Raw genomic sequence first — 15,492 nt, forward strand, 5'->3', positions numbered from 1 at the left:
TATTGAGGAATTACTGTGTCTGTTACAGGTAATTTATTTATTCTTTCTGCACCAAGTGGCGCAGGTAAATCTAGCCTAATTAAAGCATTATTAGCACAAGGTAATGATAGTAACACGCGAGATATGCAAGTCTCTGTTTCACATACAACACGTGCTCCTCGTCCTGGCGAGAAAAATGGCGAACATTATCACTTTGTCTCTGTAGACGAGTTTAAAGCACAGATAAGCCAAGGTACCTTTTATGAGTATGCTGAAGTCTTCGGTAATTACTATGGCACTTCTGAAATCGCTATTGATGCGCAACTCGCGCAAGGTATTGATGTATTTTTGGATATAGACTGGCAAGGTGCACAACAGGTTAGGGTAAAAAAGCCTGATGTAACCACTATCTTTATAAGCCCACCATCTAAACAAGAGCTAGAAAATAGATTACGTGGGCGTGGACAAGATAGCGAAGAAATTATCGCAGGTCGCATGGCTCAGGCTCAGGCTGAATGCTCTCATTTTCATGAATTTGATTACATCATCATTAATGATGATTTTAACCAAGCATTGGCTGACTTAAAAACCATCGTTTATAATCAAAGACTGACATGTAATCAACAATCTGAACAACATAAAATTTTATTAAGTGAGTTGATTAAATAACACCATAAATTTTGGCATTGATAAGCGCCATATTTTATTGAAATGAGTTTTTTACAACCCCTTTTTAACCCTTAAGTTGCAATCTTTACGTTCATTTAAGCTTAAACTTAGCTTTATTAGCCATTTCTATGGACTGATACTTGCTTAATTAGCAAGCGAACAGTAAACTACGCAACTATTTTATTAGTTGGAGTGACCAAATGGCTCGCGTAACTGTTGAAGATGCCGTTGAAAAAATCGGTAATCGTTTTGATTTGGTGTTAGTTGCATCACGTCGTGCTCGTCAAATTGCAACGGGCGGAAAAGAACCTTTGGTAGACATTGAAAATGACAAACCAACGGTACTTGCTTTACGTGAAATTGAAGCAGATTTAATTTCTAATGAAGTAATGGATAGCTCTGAACGCCAAGAACAAATTGAGCAAGATACTGCAGAATTAGATGCAGTAGCTGCAATTGTTGGTGGTCAACAAGACGAATTAAGTTAAGTTTCTCCCTTATCGCAAGATAAGCGTCAATTTAACTTAACGAAAAGCGCGTACTTTACTCTGTTACATTAAACAGACGGGTTACGCGCTTTTTATTGCTTTGCATTTAATAAAAATGCCGCGTATTCTAGTATATATACTCAAATGACTTAGCGATTTGGAGTGGTAGGTGTACCTATTTGAACCTTTAAAAGAAATCAGCTCTTCCTATCTATCAAAAGTACAAATTGATCTACTTAAGCATGCTTTTATTGTTGCCCAAGATGCACATGAAGGGCAAATGCGCTCAAGTGGTGACCCTTATATTACGCATCCTGTCGCGGTAGCGATTAATTTAGCTAATATGCATTTAGACCATGAAACATTAATGGCCGCTTTATTACATGATGTTATTGAAGACACTGAAGTCACCAAAGATGAACTCGCTGAATTATTCGGTCATACAGTCGCAGAGTTAGTCGAAGGGGTAAGCAAACTAGATAAACTTAAATTTGATAACAAAGAAGAGATGCAAGCGGAAAATTTCCGCAAAATGGTACTTGCTATGGTGCAAGATATCCGTGTTATATTAATCAAGCTCGCAGACAGAACTCATAACATGCGCACATTAGGCTCTTTAAGGCCTGACAAGCGTCGACGTATTGCCCGTGAAACGCTAGATATTTACGCACCTATTGCCAACAGGTTAGGTATTCATGACATCAAAAATGAATTGGAATTATTAGGCTTTCAGGCACTTTACCCTATGCGATCGCGTGCATTAGCTTCAGCGGTAAAAAGTGCTCGAGGTAACCGCAAGGCAATTATAAATAATATTCAGGAAGAAATTGCAGCACGTCTTGAAGAAAGCGGTATTAAAGCTCAAGTCATTGGTAGAGAAAAACACCTTTATTCTATTTATCGTAAAATGCTTAATAAAGAATTAATGTTCAATGAAGTCATGGACATTTACGCCTTTCGAGTGATTGTTGAAGAAAAAATAGATAACTGTTACCGCACGCTTGGAGCGGTTCATAATTTATTTAAACCCATTGAAACACGCTTTAAAGATTATATTGCTATTCCTAAAACCAATGGCTATCAGTCACTGCACACCTCGTTAATTGGTCCTCATGGTATACCCGTAGAGATTCAAATTCGTACTCAAGACATGGATCAAATGGCTGATATGGGTGTTGCAGCGCACTGGCTTTATAAACAAGCAAGTGACGACTCTGGCACAACAGCACAAATGAAAGCACGTCGTTGGATGCAAAGTTTACTTGAATTACAACAAAGCGCGGGGAGTTCATTTGAGTTTATTGAAAATGTAAAATCAGATTTATTCCCTGAAGAAATTTACGTTTTCACGCCTGATGGGCGCATTATAGAATTGCCGATGGGAGCTACCGCAGTCGATTTCGCCTATGCAGTTCATACCGATGTTGGTAACTCTTGTGTAGGGGTAAAGGTAGATAGAAAGCCTTACCCATTAAGCCAGCCTATCGATTCAGGTCAAACTATTGAAGTAGTAACCTCTGCAGCAGCAAGGCCCAACGCCACTTGGCTTAACTTTGTTGTTACCGCAAAAGCTCGACTACAAATACGGACTTATTTACGTTCAAGAGAAAAAGATGAGTCACATGCACTTGGCTTAAGGTTATTGAGTCATGCGTTAGGTAAAACAAAACTTGAAGACATTGAGCAAGACAAAATAGACGCGGTAGTACAACAAAGTGGTAATGACACCTTTGATGAACTCATTACGAATATTGGTCTTGGTAATGCGCTTAGCATTGGTATTGCTCGACAACTTACCAACGAATTCACCGAAGATAGTGATGAAACGCAGAATATCAATAAAGCTAAAATGCCCATTAAAGGCACTGAGGGCATGTTGGTTAGCTATGGTAAATGTTGCCGCCCTATTCCAGGTGATTCTATTCTCGCTTATTTAAGCCCTGGTAAAGGGTTAATGGTGCATCAACAAGGCTGCCGGAATATTAAAGGCCATGAACAAGGCAGTTTATTTCCAGTAAAATGGGATTCTGATATTGATCGAGAATTTATCGCTAAATTAAGGGTAGAAATTGTCAATCATCAAGGTGCTTTAGCCTTGTTGACCAGTGTTGTTGCAAAGAGTGGCTCTAACGTACATAACCTTAATTCAGGCGAAAAAGATTCTGGTTTATATGTTATTGATATGGAAATAACCTGTCGAGATCGTATTCATTTAGCTGATATTATAAGAAAAATCAAAGTGATGGTTGATGTTCAACGCGTCATCCGAAATAAATAACACCCGAATATATTGAAGTAGGATTAACAATGAAAAGTATTATTTCAACAGATAAAGCACCTAGTGCTATTGGTACTTATAGCCAAGCGGTTAAAGTAAAAAACACCGTTTATTTATCAGGTCAAATTCCATTAGTTCCTGAAACGATGGAAGTCATTTCTGAAGAGTTTTCTGAGCAAGCCGAGCAAGTATTCAAAAACTTATCCGCAGTGTGTGAAGCAGCTGGCGGCAGTATTAACGACATGGTAAAAGTCAATATTTTCATGACTGACTTAAGCAACTTTGCTACGGTTAATGAAGTAATGGCACGTTATTTTGAACAGCCTTACCCTGCACGTGCTGCAATACAGGTTTCAAGACTACCAAAAGATGTCGCGATAGAAATTGATGGTGTATTAGAATTACCAAGCGTTACCTAAAAAAAGACTCCACCAAACTCACCTTATTATTGAGCTATAGACACAAAATAGCTCACTCATTGACTAAAGAACGATTAACACTATGACACCAGAAAGACTTGACCGTATCAATACCATGTTAGATAAACGCCAACCCGATCTAACCGTATGTATGGAAGGTGTACACAAGCATCACAATTTAGCTGCTGTGGTACGTACTTGTGATGCAATTGGGGTTAGTGATGTTCATGCGGTTTGGAAGAGTGAAGAAACTGAGGTCAGGGGTGGCAGTGCTGCGGGTAGCCAAAACTGGATTGATGTTCATAATTACCATCAAACCGCTGATGCTATTGCCGCATTAAAAGCACAAGGTATGCAGGTGTTAGTGACTAATTTATCTGAAACTGCGGTCGACTTTAAAGAAATTGATTATACCAAGCCCACCGCAATAATTTTAGGCCAAGAAAAATTTGGTGCCTCAAAAGAAGCACTTGCCCTTGCTGATCAAGATATTATTATACCTATGGTGGGCATGGTGCAATCACTGAACGTCTCTGTTGCCTGCTCGGTTGTTCTCTATGAAGCTCAACGACAAAGGCAAGTAGCTGGTATGTATGACCAACCTCGTTTAAGCGAAGAACGACGTCAGCGGGTATTATTTGAAGGTGGGCACCCTATTTTTGCTGAAGCCTGTCAACGTAAAGGATTACCATACCCTGCGATTGATGAGCATGGACAAATAGTTGCTGATGAATCATGGTGGCAAAAAATGCAAATGAACAAAGACGCTTGGCAGCATATTGATGACTAATCAAGAAAAGTAAATCATTGCCATGGAAGCACTGACTAAACTCTCTCAAGTTAACCTCACCTCGTTAAAAGGTGTCGGCCCTAGCTTAGCCACCAAATTGGAAAAGATTGGCTTAGTGTCTGTTCAAGACATGTTATTCCATTTGCCGTTGCGCTACGAAGATAAAACTCGCGTAACCAGCATTAGAGATCTTTTGCCCGGCACCTCAACCAATATTATTGGTGAAATAACCAATAGTCAGATAACCCAAGGCAAGCGCCGTATGTTAGTGGTTACACTCAACGACGGCACAGGTAGTATTCAACTATGCTTCTTTAGTTTTTCTGCTAGTCAAAAGAATAATCTTAACATCGGACGCGCGATCAGATGTTATGGTGAAATAAAGCGTGGCCCTCGTGGTTATCAAATTGTTCACCCTGAATACAAAGCGCTTGATCAAGACTCACCATTAACACCTGTTGAAGAAACGCTAACTCCTGTATACCCAAGTACAGACGGCTTAAGACAAATATCATTACGTAGTATAAGCGAACAAGCATTACAACGACTTCAACGGGGAATAGTTGACGAGCTGTTACCTGATGACTTATTTAGCGAACAGTATTCCCTCAGCCAAGCCCTTACTATTATTCACCGTCCGCCACCCGATGTTTCCGTCGAGCAACTTGAACAAGGTAAACACCCAGCCCAATTAAGGCTAATAAAAGAAGAATTGCTTGCTCATAACTTGAGTATGCAGAAATTGAGGCAAAACAGCGATGTTCATGAAGCCATTTCATTGCATGTCGATGAAGATTTAGCACAACAATTTCTTAACTCATTACCTTTTTCACCAACAAATGCCCAAGCACGTGTCGTTAAAGAGGTTCAAAAAGATTTAGCAAAATCACTACCTATGATGCGCTTAGTGCAAGGTGATGTCGGCTCAGGTAAAACCTTAGTCGCTGCATTATCAGCACTAACCGCAATTGGTCAAGGCTATCAAGTTGCCCTAATGGCACCAACAGAAATACTCGCTGAACAGCATGCCATTAATTTTCAACATTGGCTAAAGTCACTCAATATCACTGTCGGCTGGCTAGCAGGAAAAACCAAAGCAAAAGCGAGAAAAGTCGCACTTGAGCAAATTGCCAGTGGTGAAATGCAAATGGTTATTGGCACCCATGCTTTATTTCAAGCCGATGTTATTTTTAAAAACATGGTCTTAGTTATTATTGATGAACAACACAAGTTTGGCGTTCAGCAACGTTTATCACTGCGCGATAAAGGAGCATTTGATAATAAATACCCTCATCAACTTATTATGACAGCGACCCCCATTCCGCGCACTCTTGCGATGACGGCATACGCAGACTTAGATACGTCAGTTATTGATGAATTGCCGCCGGGTAGAACGCCCATTAATACTATTGCATTACCTGATAGTCGCCGTGATCACATAGTAGAGAGAATACGCCAAGCATGTAGTCAAGATAGCCGCCAAGCTTATTGGGTTTGTACACTTATTGAAGAATCTGAAGTCTTGCAGTGTCAAGCTGCTGAGGATACTGCCCTGTACCTGCAAGAACAGTTATCAGAGCTAAAAGTTGGCTTAGTTCACGGCAGAATGAAAGCAACAGAAAAACAAGCCGTCATGGACAGCTTCAAAGCAGGTGAGTTACATTTATTGGTAGCAACTACCGTGATTGAAGTGGGCGTAGATGTACCTAACGCAAGTCTCATGGTCATTGAAAACCCTGAAAGGTTAGGACTAGCACAACTGCATCAACTTAGAGGTCGTGTAGGTCGAGGCTCTATTGCTTCTCATTGTGTACTGATGTACAAACCTCCTTTATCTAAAACAGCCACCAAAAGGCTAGCCGTTTTACGAGAAAGTAATGATGGTTTTGTCATTGCAGAAAAAGATCTCGAAATAAGAGGGCCAGGGGAACTATTAGGCACGAGACAAACGGGTCTAGCAGAGCTAAAAATTGCCGATTTAATTCGAGATGCCTATTTAATTAGCGATATTCAGCAAAAAGCATACTTAATGGCAAGACAACACCCAATTCAAAGCCAAGCACTGATTCAACGTTGGTTAGGCAATAAAGAGCGCTTTTCTAATGCATAATTACAAGTCTTTATAATAAGCCTAATTTGTTGCATATACAGTACATCAGACTATAGTTACTCAATATAGGACTTTGCGTTATTTCGGCTGAGCTATTACCGCTTTTATCACCTGTATTTGGATCACACCTTTGACGTTTTTTTCATATACTATCATTGTTTTTGCACTATCTATTGTAGCTATGCCAACAATGGCGAGTAAGCTAACGGTCAGTTATTTCAAAGAAGATGTTGAACATAGCATTCAAGGTGTTAAAACAGCAAACGGTTATCAATTTAATGGCGAGTCCAACAAAGTATTAAACTTAGCGACATTAAATTGGCCTCCCTATATTAGTGAAGAAGTCTGTAACCATGGTTGGGTTTTTCAATTTACCGTCGCGCTACTTGTTAGTAAAGGTTATCAAGTAAATATTCATTTTTTCCCTTGGGCTCGGTCAGTGAAATTAGTCGAACAAGGTAATATGGATATTCTTTTTCCAGAATATTTTATCGAAAGCACAGCGCCTTCAGATGTCATTAAAGGTAAAAAGCGTCGTGAGTTATTAGCATTATCTCATCGTTTCTCTGGTGGTGAGTTAGCACTCATGAAAAGAAAAGGTGATAACTTTCAACTAAAGTCCGATTTAAGTAACTTAAAAGGTAAAATGATTGGTGTAGTACGAGGCTACCAAAACACACCTGAATTCGATGCCATGATGGACAGCGAGCAATTCTCCACCATAGATGCTGTTAATGAGTTACAGTTAATGAAACTTCTTGTGGCCAAACGTGTTGATTTAATTATAGGTGATCCTGAAGTCTTTAATTTCAGTGTTAGCTTTTCAAATCTTGCCAATCAAAACAAACAAGCTTTGTTAAATGGCGTTGAAGCGGTTCAACCCGCACTCAAATATAATCACTTATATTTTGCTGTCAGTAAGAAATACACTGAACTGCACACATTACTTGATGATATCAATTTAGCGCTATTAGAATTTCAGCAAAGTGGTGAAACAGACAGAATAGTTAACACAGATAGCAAATGTCAGCTAAACCTCTAACCTGAATAATAACGAATAAAAAAGGCTGCTCACTCATTTCTTTCATTGAAAAAGTGTCGCAGCCAAACATGAAACACGCGGCGTAATCGGGAAAACCACCGCGCATATAATATGAACGTTATACCGTTAGTTTTCTTTCATTGTATTGCTAATTACTTTAAACACTAATTACTTTAAACACTAATGTGCTTCATCCCAATTTTTACCCATACCTGCTTCAGCTATTAAAGGTACTGATAACTCAACGGCATTATTCATTAGCTCGACTAATTTAGCCGTTGTTTCTTCAACGATGTCTTGATGAATTTCAAAAATTAATTCATCGTGTACTTGCATGGTCATTTTCACTCGTTCGTCATTTTGAGCTAATAGCCACTCATCAACCGCTAACATAGCTTTTTTGATAATATCTGCTGCCGTTCCTTGCATTGGCGCATTAATCGCGGCACGCTCTGCCGCTTTCTTTCTCATGCCATTTTTAGCGTTAATATCAGGTAAGTACAATCGACGACCAAATAAGGTTTCAACATAACCTTGAGCAACAGCCTTTTCTCTTGTTTCTTCCATGTAAGTTAAAACGCCAGGGTATCGTTGGAAGTATTTATCCATATAATCTTGGGCTTGGTTACGACCTATATTCAATTGTTTTGCTAATCCGAAAGCCGACATACCATAAATTAAACCAAAATTAATCGCTTTTGCACTTCGACGTTGATCATTAGTGACCTCATCTAACGATACAGCAAATATTTCTGCTGCCGTAGCACGGTGAATATCTTTACCTTCACTAAACGCTTTCACTAAGCCCTTATCATTTGATAAGTGCGCCATTATGCGTAGTTCAATTTGCGAGTAATCAATTGCGACGATCTTGTGATCTTGTGGTGCAATAAATGCCTGACGAATTTTTCTGCCTTGCTCACTACGAATTGGGATATTTTGTAAATTAGGCTCTGTTGATGATAAACGCCCTGTTGCTGTTACTGCTTGGTGATAAGAAGTATGCAAGCGCCCTGTTTTTTTACTCACCATCAAAGGTAATTTATCAGTATAGGTAGACTTAAGTTTACTTAAGCCTCGATTTTCTAATATAACTTTAGGTAAAGGGTAATCAAGAGCGAGTTCTTGTAAAACTTCTTCCGCTGTTGAAGGCGCTCCTTTAGGGGTCTTTTTGATGACCGGTATTTTCAAGTCTTCAAATAAAATTTTCTGTAATTGTTTAGGCGAACCTAGGTTGAAGCTTTGTCCCGCTAGGTTATGTGCTTCAACTTCAAGCTCATTGAGTCGCTGTCCTAATTGCTGGCTTTGTTCATCAAGTATATCACTATCAATTAACACCCCACCTTGCTCCATTCTTGCAAGTACTGACAACAACGGCATTTCTATTTCTTTAAAGACACTTAACTGCTCAGGTAATTGCTCTAACGCTGGAAATAGTGCCAAGTGCAGTCGTAAGGTGATATCGGCATCTTCAGCGGCATAATGCCCTGCTTTTTCAACATCAATTTGATTAAAGGTTAATTGCTTTGCCCCTTTACCCGCAATATCTTCAAAATGAACCGTTTTATAATCAAGGTAGGTAGTCGCTAGTGCGTCCATATTATGACGAGTAGCAACACTGTTAAAGCAATATGACTCAATCATGGTATCAAATTCAATACCTTGTATATTAATATCATAATGACTTAACACATTAGCATCATACTTTAGGTTTTGACCTATTTTATGTATCGTTTTACTTTCAAGTAATGGTTTTAATTGTTCTAGCACCCACTCAAGCTCTAATTGCTCTGGTGCATCAGTATAATCATGAGCTAAAGGTACATACGCTGCTTTGCCAGCTTCACAGGCAAACGACAAGCCAACCAGCTCTGCTTTCATATAGTCAACGCTTGTTGTTTCAGTATCAAAGGCAAATCGCTCACTGCTTTGTAATAACGATAACCATTTCTGAAATGACTCTTTGTTATAGATTATCTCGTATTCTGTATCATTAACCTCAACAGGGGTTACGATAATATCGCCTGCTTTTGCTGGTTTAGCCAAATTAGTTGATGATTTAGTTTGCTGCTCAGGAACAGAAGCCTCACCAGTAATTTCAGCTAATAGACGTTTTAATTCATAGGTTTGATAAAGCTCAATAAGAGCCTCTGTGTTAGGTTCGCTTGGTTGCAATTGTTCAGCACTTTGCTCCAATTCAACATCACACTTAATTGTCGCCAGTTGATAAGAAAGTGGTAATTGCTCAAGGGCATCTCTTAGGTTTTCACCAATTTTTCCTTTTACTTTGTCAGCACTCTCGATAACTTTTTCAAGCGTACCATGCTCTGCAAGCCATTTAACCGCTGTTTTAGGACCACATTTTACTACACCTGGAATATTATCAACCTTATCACCCATTAAGGCGAGGTAATCAATAATTTGGTCAGGGCGAACACCAAATTTTTCACTCACACCTGCGACATCCATTTCAACATTCGTCATGGTGTTAATTAGGCGTACATGCTCGGTGACTAATTGCGCCATATCTTTATCACCCGTTGAAATAACCGTTTCAATACCTTGGTCACTTGCTTGTTTAGCTAGTGTGCCAATAACATCATCGGCCTCAACACCTGGGACCACTAACAATGGCAATCCCATTGCGGTAATAATATTATGTAAAGGGGCGATTTGTGTTCTTAACTCATCAGGCATCGGAGGTCGATTAGCTTTATATTCTGGGTACATATCATTTCGAAAGGTCTTGCCTTTCGCATCAAATATCACCACGACATTACCGTTAGGATAATCTTTTTTCAGGCTTCTAATCATATTTAGCACACCAGTAATTGCTCCGGTAGGTTGCCCTGAAGCAGTCGACAATGCTTGTAAGTAAGGCACATGATATGCCCTAAATAAGTAAGAAGAACCATCAACAAGGATTAATGGAGAGAGAGGAGATTTTTGCATAATTGAGTCGGTAGCATTGGCCATAAGTATAAAAAGAATTGTCAAAAGTAACTAAAGATGGCTAAGAATGCCATAAAGCTGCCATAGCCTCCACATTCTTAAGCAATTGAAATGTGATTAATATCAAAAGTCTGTGGATAACTTTGTGTACGGACAGGAGTAATCGCCAAATGAGAACAAAGGTTCTATTTGCTTAGGCTTAATCATATGGTTGATTTAATTAGAAAAATGCGTGTACTAATGCCTTTTAGTACCTTTCTTTATTATTTTTATTATATGTGGATAAATAAATTATCGTTGTTATTTAATATGCGTACAAAAAACGTGCAACAGCTAAATAACGTGGTAAAAGATTATCAGAATCTGACGTGATTACCAGCGTAATATTAAACTTTTTTTAAAGAATAATGACAACTATAAATAACAAAAAAACATAAGCGAGGTTTTATCAGTGTTCGCAAGTAGCAGAGCAAATATGAATTTTTTTTGAAATGAATTTTTGCTGATAATTGTAACAACGAATAACTCTCGTTTATTTTCAATTTTGTATCATGCTTTATTAGAGAAGAATTGACACGTTACCTGTAGTCAACTACCTTTGCACCCTAAATACTCGTAGCTTTATATAAAACGAACAAATAATAGGGAGCAAAATTATGAATAAGCTATCAACACTATCACTTATGACACTAGCAACCTTTGCCTTAAGTCCTTTGGCATTTTCTCATAATCATGCTCAAAACCATCAAATTAAACAATCTGTTGCGCCTAAATCAGCCAATGCTTACATTATTTCTCCCGCAAATGGTGCAACAGTTAACGAAACATTTACCATTAAATTTGGTTTAAAAGATATGGGAGTTTCACCAGCAGGTTTTGAGAAAAAGCATACTGGTCATCATCATTTACTTATCGATATGGATAAACTACCACCACTTGATAGACCGTTAGGTGGCGATGTTAAACATTTTGGTGGTGGTCAAACGGAAACGACACTTACCTTGGCAAAAGGGACACACACCTTGCAATTGATTCTAGGTGATCACCGCCATGTCCCTCATAACCCTGCTGTAGTCTCTGAGAAGATAACGATAACCGTGAAATAGTTAACACTGTCTCAACAAAAAGGGGCATCAGCCCCTTTGAGTAAACAATTACCGACTTTAAGCCTACATTGTGACAAATTCTTCGGCAGATGTCGGATGTATCGCAATAGTATTATCGAAGTCAGCTTTAGTTGCGCCCATTTTCATTGCGACAGCAAAACCTTGCAATAACTCATCACTGCCAAAGCCAATACTATGAATACCGACAATTCGCTCTTCTTTACCGACACACACAAGTTTCATTCGCGTAGGGTCTCTATGTTCTTCAGTCATCGCTTGATATAAAGCAGTAAACTGTGAGGTATAGGTCTTAACTTGCTCTTCTCCAAACTCTGTAATTGCTTCTTGCTCTGTTAAACCAACGGTACCTATAACAGGGTGGCTAAATACCACCGTAGCGATATCATTATAATCTAAGTGCTCATAAGGTTTATTGTTAAATAAACGCTCGCATAAGCGACGACCCGCAGCAACAGCAACCGGCGTTAACTGCGCACGGCCAGTATTATCACCAACCGCATAAACACCATCAACTTTGGTGTTTTGATATTTATCCGTAGGAATAAAGCCACGCTCATCTAACTCTATACCTGTTGATTCAATATTAATGTTATCGGTTGCGGGTTCCCTGCCAATCGCCCAAACCAGCTTCTCAACGGGTCCAATCGTATTACCATTGGTTAAATGCACCATTAACTGTCCGTCAGCTAATTTCTCTATGCGCTCTGGCGTACTGTGATTGTGCAGCGTAGGGCCATGTTTAGCCATTTGCTCAACCAAAGTATCACTTAACATATCATCAAAACCGCGCAATGGCTTTTCCTTACGTACCAACAAATGTGCATCAGTACCCAAAGCATGAAATACCCCCGCTAACTCGACCGCGATATAACCTGCGCCAACAACAGCTACAGATTTAGGCTGTTCTGTTAATGCAAAGAAACCATCTGAATTAATACCGTATTCTGCCCCTTCAATGGTTGGAATGGTCGGTCTACCGCCTGTTGCTATGGTGATATGATCGGCGGTGTATAAAGTTCCATTTACCTCAACGGTATTTTTATTCACAAACTTAGCAAAGCCTTGAATCACTGTGACGTCATTGGCATCAAAACCACGTTGATACGCAGCATGAATTCTCTCAATGTAGGCTTCTCTGTTTTTCACCAAACGAGTCCAATCATAGTTATTGTTTTCAACATTAAAGCCATAATCATAGGCATATTTTAGTGCATCACTAATTTGACCTGCATACCACATTGCTTTTTTAGGCACACAGCCAACATTTACACAGGTGCCACCTATATATTTGGCCTCAATAACCGCCGCTTTCTTTCCTAATCTCGCCGCTCTATTTGCTGAGGCAATACCGCCACTACCAGCACCAATTGCTAAATAATCGAAATGTTGTGTCATGAGTTCTCCAAAATATAGGTCGCTAATTACCAAAAAAGTACCAGCTATGTAGTACAAGATATATGTGCAATAGACAGTAAATTCAAGCAGTAAATTTCATCTGCACCCTTGATTTTTTCTTATCAAGGGCATACATAGTAATTACTTAATCATCAATAAGCTTTCATCATGACAAATCCTCTATTACCAGAAAATATTAAAAATGCTAATCTTCCTGCTTTTTCAAAAATTCAGCCAGAACATATTAAGCCTGCAGTAGAAGAAGCTATTAAACAGTGTAAAGCAGCTATTGCTGCATCACTTGCGAATAATGAAAAATATACTTGGGATAACTTAGTGATGCCTCTTGATGATGCCGATGATGTACTTGAGAGGTTATGGTCACCCATATCGCATATGAACTCAGTAGTCAGTAATGATGAATTACGAGCAGCCTATGAGTCTTGCTTACCTTTATTATCTGAATATGGCACCTTTGTAGGTCAGCATGAAGCGCTATATAAAGCTTATCAAGCGATTAAACAAAGTGATGAATTTACTCAGTTATCAACGGCGCAACAAAAAGTTATCACCAACGCGCTGCGAGATTTTACGTTGTCTGGTATTGCATTAAACAATGATGATAAAGCACGCTATGGTGAAATAGTAAGCCGCTTGTCTGATTTAAGTTCAAGCTTTAGCAACAATGTTTTAGATGCGACTCAAGCTTTTACTCTTAATATTACCGATGAAAAAGAACTTTCGGGCTTACCTGAAAGCGCTTTGGCAGCAGCAAAAGCGTTAGCGACCAGCAAATCTTTATCAGGCTATAGTTTTACCTTAGATTACCCAAGTTATTTACCTGTAATGATGTATTGCGATAATTCTACACTACGTGAACAGCTTTATACTGCCTTTGTTACCCGAGCTTCTGATCAAGGACCTAATGCTGGTGAGTTTGATAACAGCGAAATAATGAATGAATTGCTAGCACTAAAACATGAGTTGGCAATACTGCTCGACTTTGATAATTATGCCGAACATTCATTAGCCACTAAAATGGCGAGCTCTACTCAAGAGGTAATGAGTTTTCTTGAAGATCTTGCAGTAAAATCTCAGCACCAAGGCCAAGAAGATTTCCAAGAATTAACGCGTTTTGCACTAGAAGAATTTGGTCAAAAAGATCTACAAGCATGGGATCTTGCGTACTATGGCGAAAAACTTAAACAAAGTCGCTATGCAATTTCAGATGAACAATTACGCCCTTATTTTCCAAAAGATACCGTGGTAAAAGGTTTATTTGAAGTAGTTCACCGTTTATTCGGCTTAACGATTAACGAGCGAAAAAACGTTGATGTTTGGCATGATGATGTAAACTTTTATGACGTATATGATGCCAATAACAACTTACGTGGTAGCTTTTATTTAGATTTATATGCTCGTGAGAAAAAACGTGGTGGTGCTTGGATGGATGACTGCGTAGGCAGACGTGAATTAAGTGATGGTAACATCCAATATCCCGTAGCGTATTTAACCTGCAACTTTAATGGGCCTGTAGGCTCACAGCCCGCCTTATTTACTCACGATGAAGTTGTTACTTTATTCCATGAATTTGGTCATGGTATTCATCATATGTTAACGCAAATAAATGCCAGTAGTGTCGCTGGCATTAACGGTGTGCCATGGGATGCTGTAGAGCTACCAAGTCAGTTTTTAGAAAACTGGTGTTGGCAACCTGAAGCGCTAGCCTTTATTTCTGGTCACTTTGAAACAGGTGAACCATTACCACAAGCACTACTAGATAAAATGCTAGCAGCGAAAAACTTCCAATCTGCCATGCAAATGTTACGTCAACTTGAATTTAGTATATTCGACTTCACTATGCACGCTAGTTACGACCCTAGCGCTGACAATAGCCAACATATCCAGCAAACATTAGATAAAGTTCGCGAACAATATGCGGTCGTTAAAGCACCTAGTTTTAATCGTTTTCAACATGGTTTTGGTCATATCTTTGGTGGGGGATATGCTGCAGGTTATTACAGTTACAAATGGGCTGAGGTGTTATCAGCTGACGCCTTTAGTTTATTTGAAGAGCAAGGAATATTTGATAAAGCAACAGGTCAATCATTCTTAACAAACATTCTTGAAAAAGGCGGTAGTGAAGAACCGAGTGAGTTATTTAAAGCTTTTCGTGGTAGAGCACCTGAAATCAATGCATTATTAAAACACAGTGGCATTAATGCCTAATAACATTTACTTGG

At 39.0% G+C, this 15,492-nt stretch carries 11 protein-coding genes; 9 read left to right on the forward strand and 2 right to left on the reverse strand.

Annotation, left to right across the window (positions count from 1 at the left end; genetic code table 11):
• The first annotated feature begins 9 nt into the window (after positions 1-9).
• The 7 genes from gmk to D1094_RS08885 all read left to right on the forward strand — a co-directional run bounded on the left by gmk (position 10) and on the right by D1094_RS08885 (position 7,775).
• Positions 10-648: a guanylate kinase gene (gmk, locus tag D1094_RS08855; protein WP_404851462.1), complete on the forward strand. Its 639-nt coding sequence runs from the start codon at positions 10-12 to the stop codon at positions 646-648.
• Between the two features lie 200 nt (positions 649-848).
• Entirely contained in the window at positions 849-1,136 is a 288-nt protein-coding gene (gene rpoZ, locus D1094_RS08860) for a DNA-directed RNA polymerase subunit omega (protein ID WP_118959735.1), read from the forward strand.
• Positions 1,137-1,305: 169 nt separating this feature from the next.
• Positions 1,306-3,414 carry a bifunctional GTP diphosphokinase/guanosine-3',5'-bis pyrophosphate 3'-pyrophosphohydrolase gene (gene spoT / locus D1094_RS08865; RefSeq protein WP_118959736.1) on the forward strand — a complete coding sequence of 703 codons (2,109 nt, stop codon included), beginning with the start codon at positions 1,306-1,308 and terminating at the stop codon, positions 3,412-3,414.
• 29 nt (positions 3,415-3,443) lie between these two features.
• Positions 3,444-3,833 (forward strand): RidA family protein, encoded by a 390-nt coding sequence (locus tag D1094_RS08870; RefSeq protein ID WP_118959737.1) that lies wholly within the window; start codon positions 3,444-3,446, stop codon positions 3,831-3,833.
• An 82-nt stretch (positions 3,834-3,915) separates the two neighbouring features.
• Positions 3,916-4,623 (forward strand): tRNA (guanosine(18)-2'-O)-methyltransferase TrmH, encoded by a 708-nt coding sequence (trmH, locus tag D1094_RS08875; RefSeq protein WP_118959738.1) that lies wholly within the window; start codon positions 3,916-3,918, stop codon positions 4,621-4,623.
• 22 nt (positions 4,624-4,645) lie between these two features.
• Positions 4,646-6,733: an ATP-dependent DNA helicase RecG gene (gene recG, locus D1094_RS08880; protein WP_118959739.1), complete on the forward strand. Its 2,088-nt coding sequence runs from the start codon at positions 4,646-4,648 to the stop codon at positions 6,731-6,733.
• Positions 6,734-6,914: 181 nt separating this feature from the next.
• A complete protein-coding gene (locus tag D1094_RS08885) occupies positions 6,915-7,775 on the forward strand; it encodes an ABC transporter substrate-binding protein (protein ID WP_118959886.1) in 861 nt (286 codons plus the stop codon).
• A 180-nt stretch (positions 7,776-7,955) separates the two neighbouring features.
• Here the strand turns inward: D1094_RS08885 and polA are convergent, their stop codons facing one another.
• Positions 7,956-10,727 (reverse strand): DNA polymerase I, encoded by a 2,772-nt coding sequence (gene polA / locus D1094_RS08890; protein ID WP_118959887.1) that lies wholly within the window; start codon positions 10,725-10,727, stop codon positions 7,956-7,958.
• A 656-nt stretch (positions 10,728-11,383) separates the two neighbouring features.
• Here polA and D1094_RS08895 point away from each other — a divergent pair.
• Entirely contained in the window at positions 11,384-11,833 is a 450-nt protein-coding gene (locus D1094_RS08895; protein ID WP_118959740.1) for a DUF4399 domain-containing protein, read from the forward strand.
• 63 nt (positions 11,834-11,896) lie between these two features.
• Here D1094_RS08895 and gorA read toward each other — a convergent pair whose 3' ends face one another.
• On the reverse strand, positions 11,897-13,249 hold the full coding sequence (gene gorA, locus D1094_RS08900) for a glutathione-disulfide reductase (protein WP_118959741.1): 1,353 nt from the start codon (positions 13,247-13,249) through the stop codon (positions 11,897-11,899).
• A gap of 168 nt (positions 13,250-13,417) precedes the next feature.
• On the opposite strand from gorA, the gene prlC reads away from it, so the two are divergent.
• Complete coding sequence (gene prlC, locus D1094_RS08905) at positions 13,418-15,478, forward strand: oligopeptidase A (protein ID WP_118959742.1); 2,061 nt, start codon at positions 13,418-13,420, stop codon at positions 15,476-15,478.
• Positions 15,479-15,492: the final 14 nt, after the last annotated feature.

It is taken from the genome of Colwellia sp. RSH04 (assembly GCF_003545765.1).
GTDB lineage: Bacteria > Pseudomonadota > Gammaproteobacteria > Enterobacterales > Alteromonadaceae > Colwellia.

Bases quoted from the DNA above. Each gene is read 5' to 3' on its own strand.
- gorA (WP_118959741.1), bottom strand. From the start codon at position 13,249: ATGACACAACATTTCGATTATTTAGCAATTGGTGCTGGTAGTGGCGGT.
- trmH (WP_118959738.1), top strand. From the start codon at position 3,916: ATGACACCAGAAAGACTTGACCGTATCAATACCATGTTAGATAAACGC.
- polA (WP_118959887.1), bottom strand. From the start codon at position 10,727: ATGCAAAAATCTCCTCTCTCTCCATTAATCCTTGTTGATGGTTCTTCT.
- D1094_RS08895 (WP_118959740.1), top strand. From the start codon at position 11,384: ATGAATAAGCTATCAACACTATCACTTATGACACTAGCAACCTTTGCC.
- rpoZ (WP_118959735.1), top strand. From the start codon at position 849: ATGGCTCGCGTAACTGTTGAAGATGCCGTTGAAAAAATCGGTAATCGT.
- D1094_RS08885 (WP_118959886.1), top strand. From the start codon at position 6,915: ATGCCAACAATGGCGAGTAAGCTAACGGTCAGTTATTTCAAAGAAGAT.
- D1094_RS08870 (WP_118959737.1), top strand. From the start codon at position 3,444: ATGAAAAGTATTATTTCAACAGATAAAGCACCTAGTGCTATTGGTACT.
- prlC (WP_118959742.1), top strand. From the start codon at position 13,418: ATGACAAATCCTCTATTACCAGAAAATATTAAAAATGCTAATCTTCCT.
- recG (WP_118959739.1), top strand. From the start codon at position 4,646: ATGGAAGCACTGACTAAACTCTCTCAAGTTAACCTCACCTCGTTAAAA.